This window comes from Exiguobacterium sp. s138 (assembly GCF_018618775.1).
In the GTDB taxonomy this organism is placed as follows: domain Bacteria; phylum Bacillota; class Bacilli; order Exiguobacteriales; family Exiguobacteriaceae; genus Exiguobacterium_A; species Exiguobacterium_A artemiae.
Genome location: NZ_JACSMW010000002.1, coordinates 114,640 through 129,212 on the forward strand (window position 1 = coordinate 114,640; position 14,573 = coordinate 129,212).

14 protein-coding genes are annotated in these 14,573 nt (G+C 48.8%); 11 read left to right on the forward strand and 3 right to left on the reverse strand.

Annotated elements, in window-relative coordinates; all coding sequences use genetic code 11:
* Positions 1-15: 15 nt before the first annotated feature.
* Positions 16-825, forward strand: coding sequence for a GNAT family N-acetyltransferase (locus KNP91_RS04375; protein WP_214848837.1), 810 nt, complete (start codon positions 16-18; stop codon positions 823-825).
* An 80-nt stretch (positions 826-905) separates the two neighbouring features.
* Here KNP91_RS04375 and KNP91_RS04380 read toward each other — a convergent pair whose 3' ends face one another.
* Entirely contained in the window at positions 906-1,877 is a 972-nt protein-coding gene (locus tag KNP91_RS04380) for a zinc-binding dehydrogenase (RefSeq protein ID WP_214848839.1), read from the reverse strand.
* A gap of 2 nt (positions 1,878-1,879) precedes the next feature.
* Positions 1,880-2,371, reverse strand: a complete 492-nt coding sequence (locus KNP91_RS04385; RefSeq protein ID WP_012370806.1) for a lactoylglutathione lyase family protein — start codon at positions 2,369-2,371, stop codon at positions 1,880-1,882.
* A 106-nt stretch (positions 2,372-2,477) separates the two neighbouring features.
* Between KNP91_RS04385 and KNP91_RS04390 the strand changes: the two genes are divergently transcribed.
* From KNP91_RS04390 to KNP91_RS04405, 4 genes are all read left to right on the forward strand, one after another.
* Positions 2,478-2,777 (forward strand): winged helix-turn-helix transcriptional regulator, encoded by a 300-nt coding sequence (locus KNP91_RS04390; protein WP_214763801.1) that lies wholly within the window; start codon positions 2,478-2,480, stop codon positions 2,775-2,777.
* 40 nt (positions 2,778-2,817) lie between these two features.
* A complete protein-coding gene (locus tag KNP91_RS04395; protein ID WP_214763811.1) occupies positions 2,818-3,507 on the forward strand; it encodes a metal-dependent hydrolase in 690 nt (229 codons plus the stop codon).
* A 205-nt stretch (positions 3,508-3,712) separates the two neighbouring features.
* A complete protein-coding gene (locus KNP91_RS04400; protein ID WP_214848841.1) occupies positions 3,713-4,612 on the forward strand; it encodes a DUF4097 family beta strand repeat-containing protein in 900 nt (299 codons plus the stop codon).
* Positions 4,609-5,520, forward strand: a complete 912-nt coding sequence (locus KNP91_RS04405) for an FUSC family protein (RefSeq protein WP_012370802.1) — start codon at positions 4,609-4,611, stop codon at positions 5,518-5,520. The genes KNP91_RS04400 and KNP91_RS04405 overlap by 4 nt, the downstream gene beginning before the upstream one ends.
* Before the next feature lie 58 nt (positions 5,521-5,578).
* Here the strand turns inward: KNP91_RS04405 and KNP91_RS04410 are convergent, their stop codons facing one another.
* Positions 5,579-7,273: an Rqc2 family fibronectin-binding protein gene (locus tag KNP91_RS04410; RefSeq protein WP_214848844.1), complete on the reverse strand. Its 1,695-nt coding sequence runs from the start codon at positions 7,271-7,273 to the stop codon at positions 5,579-5,581.
* 168 nt (positions 7,274-7,441) lie between these two features.
* Here KNP91_RS04410 and gmk point away from each other — a divergent pair, with 168 nt between their 5' ends.
* Genes gmk through rsmB form a run of 6 tightly spaced genes read left to right on the forward strand, consistent with a single transcriptional unit; the run spans position 7,442 to position 14,566 of the window.
* Positions 7,442-8,059: a guanylate kinase gene (gmk, locus tag KNP91_RS04415; RefSeq protein ID WP_234944616.1), complete on the forward strand. Its 618-nt coding sequence runs from the start codon at positions 7,442-7,444 to the stop codon at positions 8,057-8,059.
* A 1-nt stretch (position 8,060) separates the two neighbouring features.
* Positions 8,061-8,264, forward strand: a complete 204-nt coding sequence (gene rpoZ, locus KNP91_RS04420) for a DNA-directed RNA polymerase subunit omega (RefSeq protein ID WP_012370799.1) — start codon at positions 8,061-8,063, stop codon at positions 8,262-8,264.
* Positions 8,265-8,320: 56 nt separating this feature from the next.
* Positions 8,321-9,511, forward strand: coding sequence for a bifunctional phosphopantothenoylcysteine decarboxylase/phosphopantothenate--cysteine ligase CoaBC (gene coaBC, locus KNP91_RS04425; RefSeq protein ID WP_214848847.1), 1,191 nt, complete (start codon positions 8,321-8,323; stop codon positions 9,509-9,511).
* Positions 9,508-11,832 (forward strand): primosomal protein N', encoded by a 2,325-nt coding sequence (gene priA / locus KNP91_RS04430; RefSeq protein ID WP_214848850.1) that lies wholly within the window; start codon positions 9,508-9,510, stop codon positions 11,830-11,832. The genes coaBC and priA overlap by 4 nt, the downstream gene beginning before the upstream one ends.
* Positions 11,833-11,843: 11 nt before the next feature.
* Complete coding sequence (gene fmt / locus KNP91_RS04435) at positions 11,844-13,229, forward strand: methionyl-tRNA formyltransferase (RefSeq protein ID WP_214848853.1); 1,386 nt, start codon at positions 11,844-11,846, stop codon at positions 13,227-13,229.
* Positions 13,226-14,566 carry a 16S rRNA (cytosine(967)-C(5))-methyltransferase RsmB gene (gene rsmB, locus KNP91_RS04440; RefSeq protein ID WP_214848856.1) on the forward strand — a complete coding sequence of 447 codons (1,341 nt, stop codon included), beginning with the start codon at positions 13,226-13,228 and terminating at the stop codon, positions 14,564-14,566. The genes fmt and rsmB overlap by 4 nt, the downstream gene beginning before the upstream one ends.
* Positions 14,567-14,573: the final 7 nt, after the last annotated feature.

Consider the following 14,573-nt stretch of genomic DNA (forward strand, 5'->3'; position numbering starts at 1 on the left):
AGGAGCTGTTTTCAGATGTTGACCCATTATCGTGATTATGAGAGTTTCAAACAGGTGGCGATTCCGTTGCTTGAGCGACGACCCGATGTCCATCAGTTACCGCTCGGGATACTCGAACGGGGAGATGTGCCGATTTTAATGGCGATTGCGGAAGAAGGGGACCGGACGATCGTTGTGCTGCAAACGATTGAAGAACAGGCCATCTTATCAGGTGATGTCTTTACATACGAAGGAATCCGAAAATTATCGCGGATTTTAAACTGTCCCGGATATGTCGGAGAGCAGGCGATCATCGAGCCGTTGCTTGCTTCGCACAGTCCGTTTCAAGTTAAGATGGATCAAGGGATTTATACATTGACGACGGTCATTCCTCCTGTGACGCTTGACTACGAATTCCGATTGATCGAGGAACGGTTTGCACCACAGGCTGTTGCGTTCGGTTGGTCGTTCATACAGGAGACCGGTGCCCTGCCGGCGACGGAACGCAGTCGTTTGAAGAATGAGCAAACGATACGTAAACACATTGAAGCCGAAACATTATTTGGTTTGTTTGACGGGGAACAGTTATTGGCAATGGCTTCATCGAGTCGGCCAACTGCTTCCGGTGTGACGATTTCCTATGTCTTCACCCCACCAAAATGGCGAAAACAAGGGATTGCGTCTTATCTCGTGGCCTGTCTGTCCGAACATCTGTTACAACAGTATCCGATGGTATCGCTCTACACGGACTGGTCCAATAAAACATCAAACAAAATCTATCAGGCAGTCGGATTTGAACTCGCCGGACGTTCCATGCAAATCACGAAACGTCCGAAATACCAATGACCGGCTGACGACATACAAACAAAAAGCAGAGATACTCTCCTTGAATGAAGGAAAATATCTCTGCTTTTTGTATACAGATTTTAGAATGTTGCGATGAGCTTTCCGCGGACATGTCGTTCAGACAGCCGCTGTAAGCCTTTGACGAGATCTGCCGCCGGAATCTCTTCCGTAACGAGCGGGTCCAGTTCTTTTGCAGCAACCAGTTTCAAAAGCTCATCTGCCATATGACCGAGATTCCGGATGGCCCGGTCGTCTTCGCTTGCATAAGCAGCAGCGAGTGCGACTTCATGGATGGATGGTGAGAGCGTAAACGGTTTAACGACCGATTGATCGGGACCGCCGGCGATGAAAGCCAGTTGTCCGGAAAAAGCGAGTCGTCCGAGATCAGCGGTCGCTTCATCTCGACCTACTGTATTGAAAATCAGATCCGCACCACGACCGTTCGTCCAGTCGCGGATGACTTCCGTCACATTTTCTGTTTTATAGTCGATGGCAAGATCAGCACCAAGCTTCTTGACCCAGTCATGATTCTCTGTCGAGGCCGTCGTCGCGACGGCAAGTCCGAGTCGTTTCGCGAGCTGAATCCCGATTCCGCCGACACCACCGGCTCCGGCATGAATCAGGATGGTCTCTTTACCTGTCGTGTTCATCTTTTGAATGATGGCTTCATAGGCTGTCATACCGGCGCAGAGAATGGCAGCTGCCTCCGAAAAGCTGACAGCATCCGGAATTTTCGCCAACGCACGGGCATCGACGACGGCATATTCCGCAAATGCCCCGTTTTTTTGAAGATTCGTATGAACGGCGATACGTTCTCCGACTTTGATACCCGTGACATTCGGTCCTGTTTGTTCGACGATACCGGTTAAATCGACACCCGGCACATGCGGATACGTCCAGGCCGGATTTTTGATTGCTTTGTAATCGACGGGGTTCAAGGCAACTGACTTGACGCGGATCAACGCCTGACCTGCACCGGGCGTCGGCGTTTCGATCTCCTCGAACGTCCATTGATTAATTGCTTCACCTGTGCGGTTTAACCATGCTTTCATCATTAATACGCTCCTTCCGAATACGTCAGTTCATATGAGTGGGAATACAGTTCGACCAGGTTACCGAACGGGTCTTCGCAATAGACCATCCGGTAAGGTTTTTCACCCGGATAATATTCGCGGATCGGCATCCGTTGTTTACCACCATGGGCAACAATTTTTTCGACCATGCCCTCGATATCCGGATCCTGAATGGCGTAATGAAAAATGCCGGTCTTCCAGAATTCGAAATTGTTGTCTGGTTGTTCATTGTTCGGGAATTCAAATAACTCGATTCCGACCCGGTCGCCGGTCGCCATATGAGCAATCCGGAATTTTCCCCAGCCGGCTCCAAAGACATCCGTACACATGACCCCGATCGGTGAGTCATCCTCGACGACGTCCGACGGTTCCATGATGATATACCAGCCCATCACCTCCGAGTAAAATGAGATAGCTTGTTCTAGATTCGGAACAGACAGTCCGATGTGTGAGAAATTACGTGGGTACGTCATAACATCCAACTCCTTTGCTTTTTGGTTTACGATTACGATAACTTACGATACACTCGACTGCATAGTACGCACTTTGAAGTAACTACCTGAAGGAGAGACAAAAGCAATGACGACAGAACAGTTCCCAGTCAATCGGGCGCTCGCCATCATCGGCGGAAAATGGCGTCCACAGTTATATTGCACGTTAGAAGATGGTCCGAAACGTTTTTTAGAGCTGCAACGCGCAATTCCCGGTATTTCACGGAAAGTGTTGACCGATCAATTGAAAGAACTTGAACGGCTCGGAATGGTCGAACGGATTGAATTCGACGAAGCTGTCTTACATGTCGAGTACCGGTTGACAGATGCCGCTTGTACGCTGCAACCTGCGATAAAAGGTTTATGCGCCTGGGGAGAAGGGAACTAAATTCTTTGTTGATACCACTAATCTCAGGAGGTCCTTTTAGATGAAACTGACTTATCACGGGCAGTCTACTGTCACGATCGAAACGAACGGGCACCACATCGTCATTGATCCGTTTTTCAGCGGCAACGATCAGGCGATGACAAAACAGGAAGACGTCAAAGCAGACTTTATCCTGTTAACGCATGCGCATGCCGATCATATGCTGGATGCCGAAGACATCGCCAAAGCGACAGGCGCGACGATTGTCGCGACACATGAACTGGCGACGTACCTGAGCTTTAAAGGATTGAATGTTCATCCGATGAATCTCGGCGGACAGTTTGAGTTTCCGTTCGGAAAAGTCAAAATGACGCAGGCGTTCCATTCTTCAAGCATCATCGATGAAGAAAAACAGACGATCACGTACATGGGAATGCCAGCCGGCTTCTTATTGACGATTGAAGATAAAGTCATCTATCATGCGGGAGATACGGCACTGTTTGGTGATATGGCGCTCTACGGTGCACATTACGACATCGATCTTGCGTTCCTGCCGATCGGTGATAACTATACGATGGGTCCGGATGATGCCTTGGTGGCAGCAGACATGTTGCAGGCGAAAACGGTTGTGCCGGTCCATTACGACACGTTTGATCTCATCAAGCAGGATGCCGCGGCTTTCTGTGCGAATTTGGAAGCGCAGGGCCAAACCGGTCAAGCCTTGAAAATCGATGAGTCAATCGAACTGTAATTAACAGTGCAAACCAGTCAGACCGGTTTGCACTGTTAAAAACGAATCATTCTTCCGGAAGCTTGGAAAGAATGATTCGTTTTTTGTCATGCTCCATCTTCCGCCCGATGGTATTATGTGAACAATTTCGTATGATAAAGAAGGAATGTTGACAGACGAATCATAAATTCGGAATAATGGGAGAGAATTGGATGGAGGTAGACCAATGGAGGAGAACACAAGCAGAACAGAACGAAAGCGGAAACAATCATCGTTTACGCGACTAAAAGACAAACGGCGGAAAATGACGGCTTCATTCGACCGGATCGGTGCCCGTAAACCGATTCGCCGCCCGCTCATCGTCTACGGTTCGGTTATCTTAAGTCTGATGATTTTATATACGGTGACCTTATTTTTGACGACGGATTCCTTATCAAGGGGAGAAGCGTTTAAAACAACAAACCGGTATAAAACGCTTCAGATCGACGCACCGAACGGTACAATCAACTTTGTCCGGAGTACGGACGGAAACGTTCAATTGAAATTGGTTGATAGTGCGTCAAGTCAAAAACGATTAAAGATCGGGACGTCAGGAAATACATTGACAGTGACAGGGCGAGACGGATTTGCCGCACGACTCGGGAACCGTCCGAGTGAGAAGCCGGGTGATTTTTCGATTCAAGTCGGATTACCGAACTACATGAATCGAATCGATGTTGACGCTCGGTCCATTAAAGGAATGGGTGTGTATGCGAAATCAATCCGGATGTCGGCTGAGATGATGGATATAAACAAAATGGATGCCGACGATATCGTCCTGACAGCTCAAGGTAACGTCAAAGCAACGAATATGAATGCCGTCCATGCGGAAGTAACTGCAGAATCGGTTAACTTATCCGAATACGGTGCCAAACTGGATTTATCCGTCTCGACGATTGACGGCCCAGTTCGATTGAAACCAACAAAAGCGGCCGGAACGATTGCCGTAACGACGGAAGGTGACATCAAAGCTTCAGACCGGTATATGAAACGAAAAGACGACGATACCGCTTTATTTGAGTTGTCGAAACAAGAAAAACCGGAAGTGACTGTCGAGAGTGAAGTCGGGCAGGTGACGCTCGAGTGAAATTCCAATTTCGGATTGGTCTCCGGACAATCAAGACCGGAATCGCTGTAGCGATTGCCCTCAGTTTTTCTTGGTATGTCTTCGGAATTTATTCCGGTATGGGAGCGGTTGCCGCAATCGTCGCCATGCAACCGACGATTCACCGGTCGTTTAAAATCGTCTTCAACCGGATTTTAGGAACGATTCTCGGTTTAGTCTGTGGACTCGCGGTCGTCGCGACCCTCGGAGCGAATCCATTGACGATCGGGTTGGCCGTCATCGTGTCGCTTGTCTTCAACTCGATGATTGGGCGGACCGACATGTCGACGTTTGCCGCTTTTGCCATCGTGCTGATGTTTGAAAGTCCAACCGCTGACTATGTCCATTATGCATTGACGCGTTCCTTATTGACGGTCGTCGGTGTCTTATCCGCAGTCGCCGTCAACTACATCGTGTTTCCTCCTCACTATGAAGACCGTTTACTGTTGTTCGTCAAAAAGACGACCAAACAATTGATGGAGGACTGGCGCAGTCTGGTCAAAGACGATGCAAAATTACTGACAGTCCGCAAACAGGTTTTAAAGCATGAGGAAATGATTATCATGCTGCAGGAGGATCAGAAATATCCGCTTGTCGCCAGCGGTCAGAGTAAAGCATTCATTCAATTGAAGCAGCTGGTTGATCTGGAGGACAAACTTCTGTTACTGCTTGAAAGTATCGCCAGTCATCGCGACTTGCCGATGTCGGACGAACAGGAGAAGATACTCGGACAAGAAATCGATTTTCTGCTCAGCCATCATTATGATGTGATTTTTTCACACGACCGGGATCAGCCGATGTTCAGCTTTGACCAGGAAGTCAGTGAAGTGGACGATATCATCAACGGTCATTTGCTCGATTACCGAGAACAGCTGGAAAAAATGAAATAAAAAAACGTCGTCCTCGTGAATCTTTTTCAATTGAAAAAGAGCGAAGACGACGTTTTTTTTAAGGTGTCCGCAATGACTGGACAAGATCGGCATCTGGAGTGACGTAAAGTGTCGTTTGATCCGTATAGATGACGAATCCCGGTTTGGCACCACTCGGTTTTTTGACGTAACGGAGTTCTGTGAAATCGACCGGCACCTGGCTCGATTCCCGGGCCTTGGAATAATAGGCGGCGACCACCGCGGCTTCTTTTAATGTGGTCTCATCCGGCTGGTCACTGCGGATGATGACATGTGAACCGGGGATATCTTTTGTATGCAACCATGTCTCGGACCGGCGTCCGAATTTAAACGTCGCATAATCATTTTGTTTGTTGTTTTTGCCGACAAAAAATGGAATCCCGGTCGAAGATTGGTAGGCCTCAAGTTTAGGGATAAGAGGTTTCTTTTTCTTTTTGCTGCGTTCCCGGACGTATCCTTCTTCGACGAGCTCTTCCCGCATCTCTCGAATATCCTCCGGAGAAGCGACATCGAGTTGTGCCAGTAGCGACTCAAAATAATTGATTTCGAGCTGGTTTTTCTCGAGCTGCTTCGCGACTTCGATTTTAGCAGTCTTCAGTTTGTTGTAACGTTTGTAGTACCGCTGGGCATTTTCGTTCGGTGAAAAGCGGGGATCAAGGGCAATCGTAATTTCCTTCCCGTCTTCGTCATAATAATCGACGACCGTCGCCTCTTTCATACCGCGTTCGAGCTGATACAGGTAGGTCGTTAATAATTCGCCTTTGTGTTTCAATTCGTCCATCTTTTCGGTAGCAGCCAGGTCACGTTCGAGTTTCGTACGTTTCAGAATATTTTTATCATATTCGCTTTTGATGAAACGCTCCAAGTCAGCCGCCTGTTGTTTGACGCGATCCCGATTTGATTTCTGGTGGAAAAACGCATCGAGGACGTCTCCGCTTGTCGCAAAGGTCTTTTCTTCAACGATTTCCCCGTAGTGCAACGCGACAGGGGAGAAACGTTCCTTCCCGTTTGCGAGACGCTGGAAATAATAAGGACCCGTCAGTTCATCCAGAACGGAGTGAATGGCCTCTGCAAGCGATGTCCGGTTCGAAAGACCGGCCCGCGACACGATTTCAGCAGTGATTTGCGGTGAAAAACCACTGAACAAACCTAATAACTGACGGTCGATCTTTCCGGCGTTCCAATCAATCCGGTGTAACGTCTGTTCGATGTCACCGGTCAGAGGATCGACTTTATCTTGTTCCGGCGGCAAGTGATACTGCAGACCCGGCATGATGGTCCGGAATGTATTCTGGCTGAGCGGAAGATGTTTGATCGCATCCAAGATTTTATCCTGTCCATCTGTCAGGAGGATGTTGGAATGGCGGCCCATCAGTTCGATGTACAGTTTTTTCGCTTCTTCATCCCCGAGTTCATTTCGTGAGCGGACACGCATTAAAATGACCCGGTCACGTCCGAGCTGCTCGATTGATTCGATGAAGCCGCCTTCGAGATGCTTTCGGAGCATCATACAAAACATCGGCGGTTCGCTTGGATTGCTCGTCGACTCCGATGTCAGATGAAGCCGCGCGTACATCGCATTGGCCGATGCGAGCAACATCACGTTTTTTCGTTCTGCCCGGACACTGAAAATTAAATCGAGTGCATACGGTTGGTGTATTTTATTAATCCGTGCCCCAACGAGCGGTTGGAGTTCCTGGACGACACGTGTTGTCATTAGTCCGTCAAAAGCCATGATATTACCTTCTTTCCTGATTTCGTTTCCACTTTCTAAAGGTAACAGAAAGTGCCCGGTTATGGTATGATTAAGCAGTCGAGCTGAAAAAGACCACTTGCGAACTTCCTGTCTCTACTGCTAATATGAAACAATGTGAAGTTTGTTAGATGGAGGGGTTCTGAAGTGATTTTTAAAGAGCGTGGCTTATTACTCGTATTGTCTGGTCCGAGTGGTGTTGGTAAAGGAACGGTTTGCCGTGCCTTGCGCGAAGATGAAGACAATAATTTGCACTATTCTGTGTCATGTACGACACGTAAACCGCGTGAGGGAGAAGTGGACGGTGTCCATTATTTCTTCAAGACACGTGAAGAATTCGAAAGTATGATTGCGAACAACCAATTGCTCGAGCATGCGGAATTCGTCGGTAACTATTATGGTACACCCGTCGAATGGGTCAACAAAATCTTAGATGAAGGAAAAGATGTCATCTTGGAAATTGAAGTACAGGGTGCGATGCAGGTGAAGGAACATTTTCCGGAAGCTGTTTTTCTGTTTTTGGCTCCGCCAAGTTTACAGGAACTTCGCAACCGTCTTGTCGGGCGTGGAACAGAATCAGAAGAGGTCATCAAACAACGTCTTCTTGTCGCGAAAGAAGAGATTGAAATGATGGATGCTTATGATTACGTCGTCACGAATGACGAGATCCACAAAGCATGTGACAGAATTCAAGCAATCGTCACTGCAGAACATTGTAGCCGGGAACGCGTTGCGTCCTTGTATAAAAAAGCCATGGAGGTCAAATAACATGTTATATCCATCAGTAGACAAGCTTCAAAAGACGGTCCCTTCGAAATACACAATCGTGACGGTCGCAGCAAAACGTGCACGTCAAATCCAAGACGGGAAACGCGTGAAAGTAGCAAACCCGAAATCATACAAACCAGTCGGAAAAGCGCTCGAAGAACTCTTTTCTGGTGAAGTCGTGGTTACGAACCAACCGCAAGACTAATTTTGAAGCAGCCACTCCTCATTGTGGCTGTTTTTTTCAATAAGGAGGAATTCATCATGCTAACGAATCGTAACATCCTATTATGTGTCGGAGGCGGAATCGCTTCATATAAAGCAGCGGCCTTGGCATCGAAACTCGTTCAGGCCGGAGCGAACGTTCAAGTCGCGATGACGAAGAATGCCCAACAATTCGTCGGGAAAACGACGTTTGCCGCCTTGACGCGAAAACCGGTCTATGATGATGTCTTCATCGAGCATGATGCATCCAAGATTGCCCACATCGATTTAGCAGATGAAGCTGATTTGATCGTCGTGGCTCCTGCGACGGCCAATCTGATTGCGAAACTGGCGCACGGAATCGCCGATGATTTCATTACGACGACGATTTTAGCGGCGACGTGTCCGGTCGTTGTTGCTCCGGCGATGAACGTCAATATGCTCGAACATCCGGCGACAGTGCGAAATATGGAACGGCTGATGGCAGACGGAGTCCACTTGATCGCACCCGGAGTCGGTAACTTGGCATGTGGCTGGATCGGAAAAGGGCGGTTGCCTGAACCGGAAGAGTTGGTCGAGACATTATCCGGTCTTTTCGAAACCAAGAAACTGGAAAACCGCCATGTCCTGGTCAGTGCCGGTCCGACGGTGGAACGGATTGATCCGGTTCGTTATTTGACGAACGATTCATCTGGAAAGATGGGTATCGCGCTTGCGGAAGCGGCCCGGGATGCTGGAGCAACCGTCACACTTGTTCACGGTCCGGTCCGTGGGACAGTGCCGACCGGTATGACGACGATTGCTGTCGAATCCGGTCAGGAAATGCTCGAAGCGATGTTAGCCGTCTATGACAAACAAGACCTGGTCATCATGGCAGCGGCGGTCGCAGATTATCGCCCGACTGTCCAATATGATCGCAAACAAAAGAAAATCGACGGACCGTTACGGATTGAACTGGAAGAGACGACTGATATCTTACGAACATTGGGTGAGCGGAAGACAAATCAGATTTTAGTTGGTTTTGCAGCAGAGACGGAAAACCTGGAAACACATGCGCAACAAAAACTGATTCGAAAACAGGCGGATTTCATCGTCGCAAATGATGTCTCCCGTGCGGACATCGGTTTTTCAAGTGATGAAAATCAAGTCACGGTCTACGGTAAAAGTAATGAAGCCGTCCATTACGATCAACAAGCGAAGACCCGATTAGCAACCGCATTAATCGAACAGTTCGCGGAGGCCTTACGATGATTGCTGAAGTCATCGTCGATGTCGCTGCGGCGACGGTCGACCGGCCCTTTGACTATGAAGTACCGGATTTATGGTGTGATCTCGTCGTTCCCGGTATGCGTGTCGAAGTGCCGTTTGGTCCGCGGGCGTTGCTCGGAATCGTCGTAGCCGTGAAGGATGGGACCGATCTCGCACGAATTAAACCGATCGTACGTGTTCTCGATGAGACTCCGACGTATACGGAAGAATTACTTCGATTGTCGAGTTATTTATCAGAGACAACCCTTTGCTATCAGGCGACGGCACTCCTCGCGATGTTACCTGCTGCTTTGAAAGTCAGTTATGATAAACTGATTTTGGCGGAAGACCCGCGGCTGGTTCACTGGAACCAGAAGAAAATCAGCCAGTTTCCGAGTGAGGTCCAACAACAGATATTAGTGGCTGCCCAAAATGGGGATATCCGACTGCAACCGATCGTCAAAGAAAAGAAGACGTCTAAAACCGACAAGCGAATCTGTCTGCTCGATGCGACGATTGAATTATCGAAACAAGCGACCAAACAGATTCTGTTCCGTGATTATCTGACGGAACGACCGGAAGTGTTATGGAGTGAAGTGATGCATGAACTGGATTTGACTGTCAGCATTCTCAACAGTTTGGAGAAAAAAGGTGTCATTATGGTTGAGACGATTGATGTGAACCGAAATCCGTATGAACATCTTGTCCAGGATATCTTTGTTCCGTCGACGTTGACGACGCACCAGCAGGATGCCGTCGATGCGATTACGGCACCGGATGAAACACATACGTTTTTACTCCATGGGGTGACCGGGAGCGGGAAAACGGAAGTCTATCTCGAATCGATTCATACCATGCTTGAACGGGGACGCCAAGCCATTCTGCTCGTACCGGAGATCAGTTTGACACCGATGATGGTCAAACGTTTTAAACGACGGTTCGGAGACCGTGTCGCCGTGTTGCACAGCGGGTTGTCGTTAGGTGAAAAATACGATGAATGGCGCAAAATTTCGCATGGAGAAGTGGACGTCGTCGTCGGAGCACGATCTGCGATTTTTGCACCATTGACGAACATCGGTGTGATCATTTTAGACGAAGAACATGAGACGACCTATAAACAAGAAGAAAATCCGCGGTATCATACCCGGGACGTGGCAACATGGCGAGCGGCATACCATAAATGTCCCGTCGTCCTTGGAAGTGCGACGCCGATTCTAGAGACGTATGCACGCTCTCAGAAAGGGGTCTATCGTTACCTCCCTCTAACAGAACGATTCGGAGGCGAACTTCCACCGGTCGAGATCATCGATATGCGAAAAGAACTAGAACGCGGCAATCGAACGCCGTTCAGCCTCGCGCTCGTCGAAGGAATCAAACAGCGCATCGAGCGGGGCGAACAGACGGTCTTGCTCCTCAATCGACGGGGATACACGACATTCGTGCTATGCCGGGATTGTGGAGAAACGCTTCAATGTCCTCATTGCGCTGTCAATCTGACGTATCATCAACACCAAGATTGTCTGAAGTGTCATTATTGTGGATTTGAAGCAGCAATGCCGAAAACGTGTCCGTCGTGTGAATCGAAAAAAATTCGGCAGTTCGGTACCGGAACGCAAAAAATCGAAGAAGAACTGGCACATTTAATTCCGGAAGCGAAAATCATTCGGATGGATCAAGACACGACGTCACGCAAAGGGGCGCATGAAAAATTGCTAAATGCGTTTGAGCGCGGCGAAGGAAACATCCTGCTCGGAACACAAATGATTGCCAAAGGACTTGATTTCCCGAATGTGACACTGGTCGGTGTCATTGCGGCGGATGCCACACTCGGAATTCCCGATTTTCGGGCGAGTGAACGAACGTTTCAGTTGATCACACAGGTTTCAGGGCGGGCCGGTCGGGGAGCACTTGCCGGGCAATCGATCATTCAGACGTATAACCCGGATCATTATGTCATCCAGACGGCAAAACGGCACGACTATGAAGCGTTTTATAAGCGGGAGATGCAGTTGCGCAAGTTAGGCGGTCATCCGCCCTTCTGGTTTTTAGGATTGATCACGATTTCAGCGGCTCATCCGCTCGAAGCCCAAGCGGAAGCAGAAGCGATTGCCGGACAACTCCGGCATTTGGAATCAGACGACTTGGTTGTCAACGGTCCGCTCGAAGCGCCGCTCGCACGGTTGAAAAACATGTATCGCCAACAGGTGATTTTAAAACATAAAGGTCAAGAAGAAGTGCGGGAGGCACTCCGTGCGATGCTTGCGTTACGCATCAAACAAAAAGTCCAAGTAACAGTGGATTTAAATCCATTTGTATTCATGTGAGGTGGCAAATTATGTACAAAGTTGTAGAAGTACCAAATGAAGTATTGCGTCAAAAATGCCAACGCGTAACGAAGTTTGATAAGAAATTAGGGAAAATGATTGATCGGATGTTCGATACGATGTATGAATATGACGGTGTCGGACTTGCTGCGCCACAAATCAATCAGCCGATTCGTGTCGCTGTTGTCCATACGGATGATGAAACCGGACCAATTGAGCTGATTAACCCGGAAATCATCGAAGCATCCGGTTCAGAAATCGATGACGAAGGATGTTTGAGTATGCCGGGAATTTTCGGACCGGTCGAACGGTTCGAGCAAATCGTCGTCAAATCACAAGACCGTCTAGGACGGAGTGTCAAAATTAAGGCGAACGGTTTTTTTGCACGGGCGATTCAACACGAAATGGATCATCTGGACGGTGTATTGTTTACGGATAAATTAGTGGAGACGGAAGCAACGCCTCGTGTCGTTTTCATGGGAACACCTGACTTTGCTGCAAATACACTCCGGGAAGTGATTGATGCCGGCTATGATGTCGTCGGTGTCGTCTCTCAGCCGGATAAACCCGTCGGACGCAAACGTGAAATCAAACCAACACCGGTGAAGGAAGTTGCATTGGCTCACGACATTCCTGTCTTACAACCCGCTAAAATCCGGGAAGATTATCAAGACTTACTCGACTTGAAACCGGACCTGATCATTACCGCTGCTTACGGACAAATCGTTCCGACGGCCGTGCTCGAAGCACCGCGATATGGTGCGATCAATGTTCATGCGTCCTTGCTGCCGAAGTATCGCGGCGGCGCTCCGATTCATCAAGCCATCATCGATGGTGAAGCGGAAACGGGAGTCACAATCATGTATATGGTGGACCGGTTGGATGCAGGCGACATGTTATCAAAAATCATCGTGCCGATCGAAGAACGTGATACAGTCGGAACGATGTTTGGCAAACTCAGTGCTGCCGGTGCCCGCCTGCTAATCGAAACATTACCGCAGTTGATTGCGGGAACATTGACACCGGAAGCGCAACGGGAAGAAGACGTCACGTTTTCTCCGAATATCAGCCGGGAACGGGAACGACTTGATTTTTCACGTCCCGGAGAAGCGTTATACAATCAAATCCGCGGAATGAATCCCTTCCCGAGTGCGTATACGATGCTTGGTTCAGACCGTCTGAAAGTCTACTTTGCTGAAAAAGTCCCGGGTCACGGACCGGCGGGTGAAATCATTGCCCTTGAAGCCGACGGACCGGTCATCGCAACCGGATCGGATGTCGCCTTGAAATTAGTAGATGTACAACCGGCCGGAAAAAAACGGATGGACGGTGCCACATTTATGCGTGGTGTCGGACAGACATTGACGATTGGACAGAAAGTAGGCGAACAAGCATGAACGTCAGAGATGCAGCAGTAACAACCTTATTAAAAATTGGTCAAGGTGGGGCTTTCTCCACGATTTCCGTCCACCAGATGCTTGAAAAACGTGCCATTTCAAAAGCAGATGTCGGCTTATATACAGAACTGGTTTACGGAACGCTCAGCCGTGAATTGACACTCGACTATATTTTAGAACCGTTCTTAACGAAACAAAAGAAGCTCGATCCATTCATGCGTCCGTTATTACGAATGAGCGTCTATCAACTGTTTTATCTCGACCGGATTCCGGATCATGCCGTCATCAACGAGGCAGTCGAGATTGCCAAGACACGCGGTAAACCGCATATTGCGAAAGTCGTCAACGGTGTGCTGCGGAACGTCCTTCGACAAGGAAAACCTGATTTCTCAGCGATTCCTTCAGTGGTCGACCGAATCAGTATCGAAACAAGCCATCCGGCATGGCTCGTCGAACGGTGGATTGAATTATTCGGAGAAGAAGAAACATGGCAGATGTGCCGACTGAACAATGAACCGGCTCCCGTCACCGTCCGTGTCAACCGGACCCGGACAGACAGACGAGAAGCGATTGAATTGCTGGAAGCCCAGGGCGTCAGTGCGAAACCGGCCCATGCGGCGCCAGACGGTCTAGAAATCATCAGTGGCAGTGTGCAACAGACGGATCTGTTGGAACGCGGTTACTTGTCGCTCCAAGATGAAAGTTCGATGTTGGTCGCTGCCGCTTTAGGTGCACAACCGACGGATCATGTCTTGGACAGTTGCGCGGCACCGGGCGGAAAAGCGATGCATATCGCGGAAGGTTTGGCGACGGGATCGTTAGTCGCACTGGATCTTCATCCACATAAAGTGAAATTATTAGAAAAGCAGGCAACTCGTCTTGGTCTGCACAATGTGCAGGCGGAGGCACTGGATGCCCGTCAGGCGGGCACACGTTTTGAGGCGGCATCATTTGACCGGATATTGGTCGATGCCCCATGTTCCGGACTCGGTGTCATTCGCCGGAAACCCGATATCAAGTGGACGAAACGTCCCGAAGATTTAACGCAATTGCCGGTTATTCAGCGGCAAATTATTGAAGCGATTCTTCCGCTCGTCAAACCGGATGGAACATTCGTCTATTCGACCTGTACGATGGATCCGCTCGAAAATGAGCAGCAAACGGACTATATTCTCAGCCAAGGATTTGTTTTTGACGAGACATTCAAAACACGGATGCCGGAAGCCGTTCAATCGCTGATTGGTGAACGGGCTGAATTGAAATTACTCCCGACATCACTTGGTACAGATGGTTTTTATATCGCTGCATTCAAAAAAGTGAATGAACCAACAGGATAATAAAAAA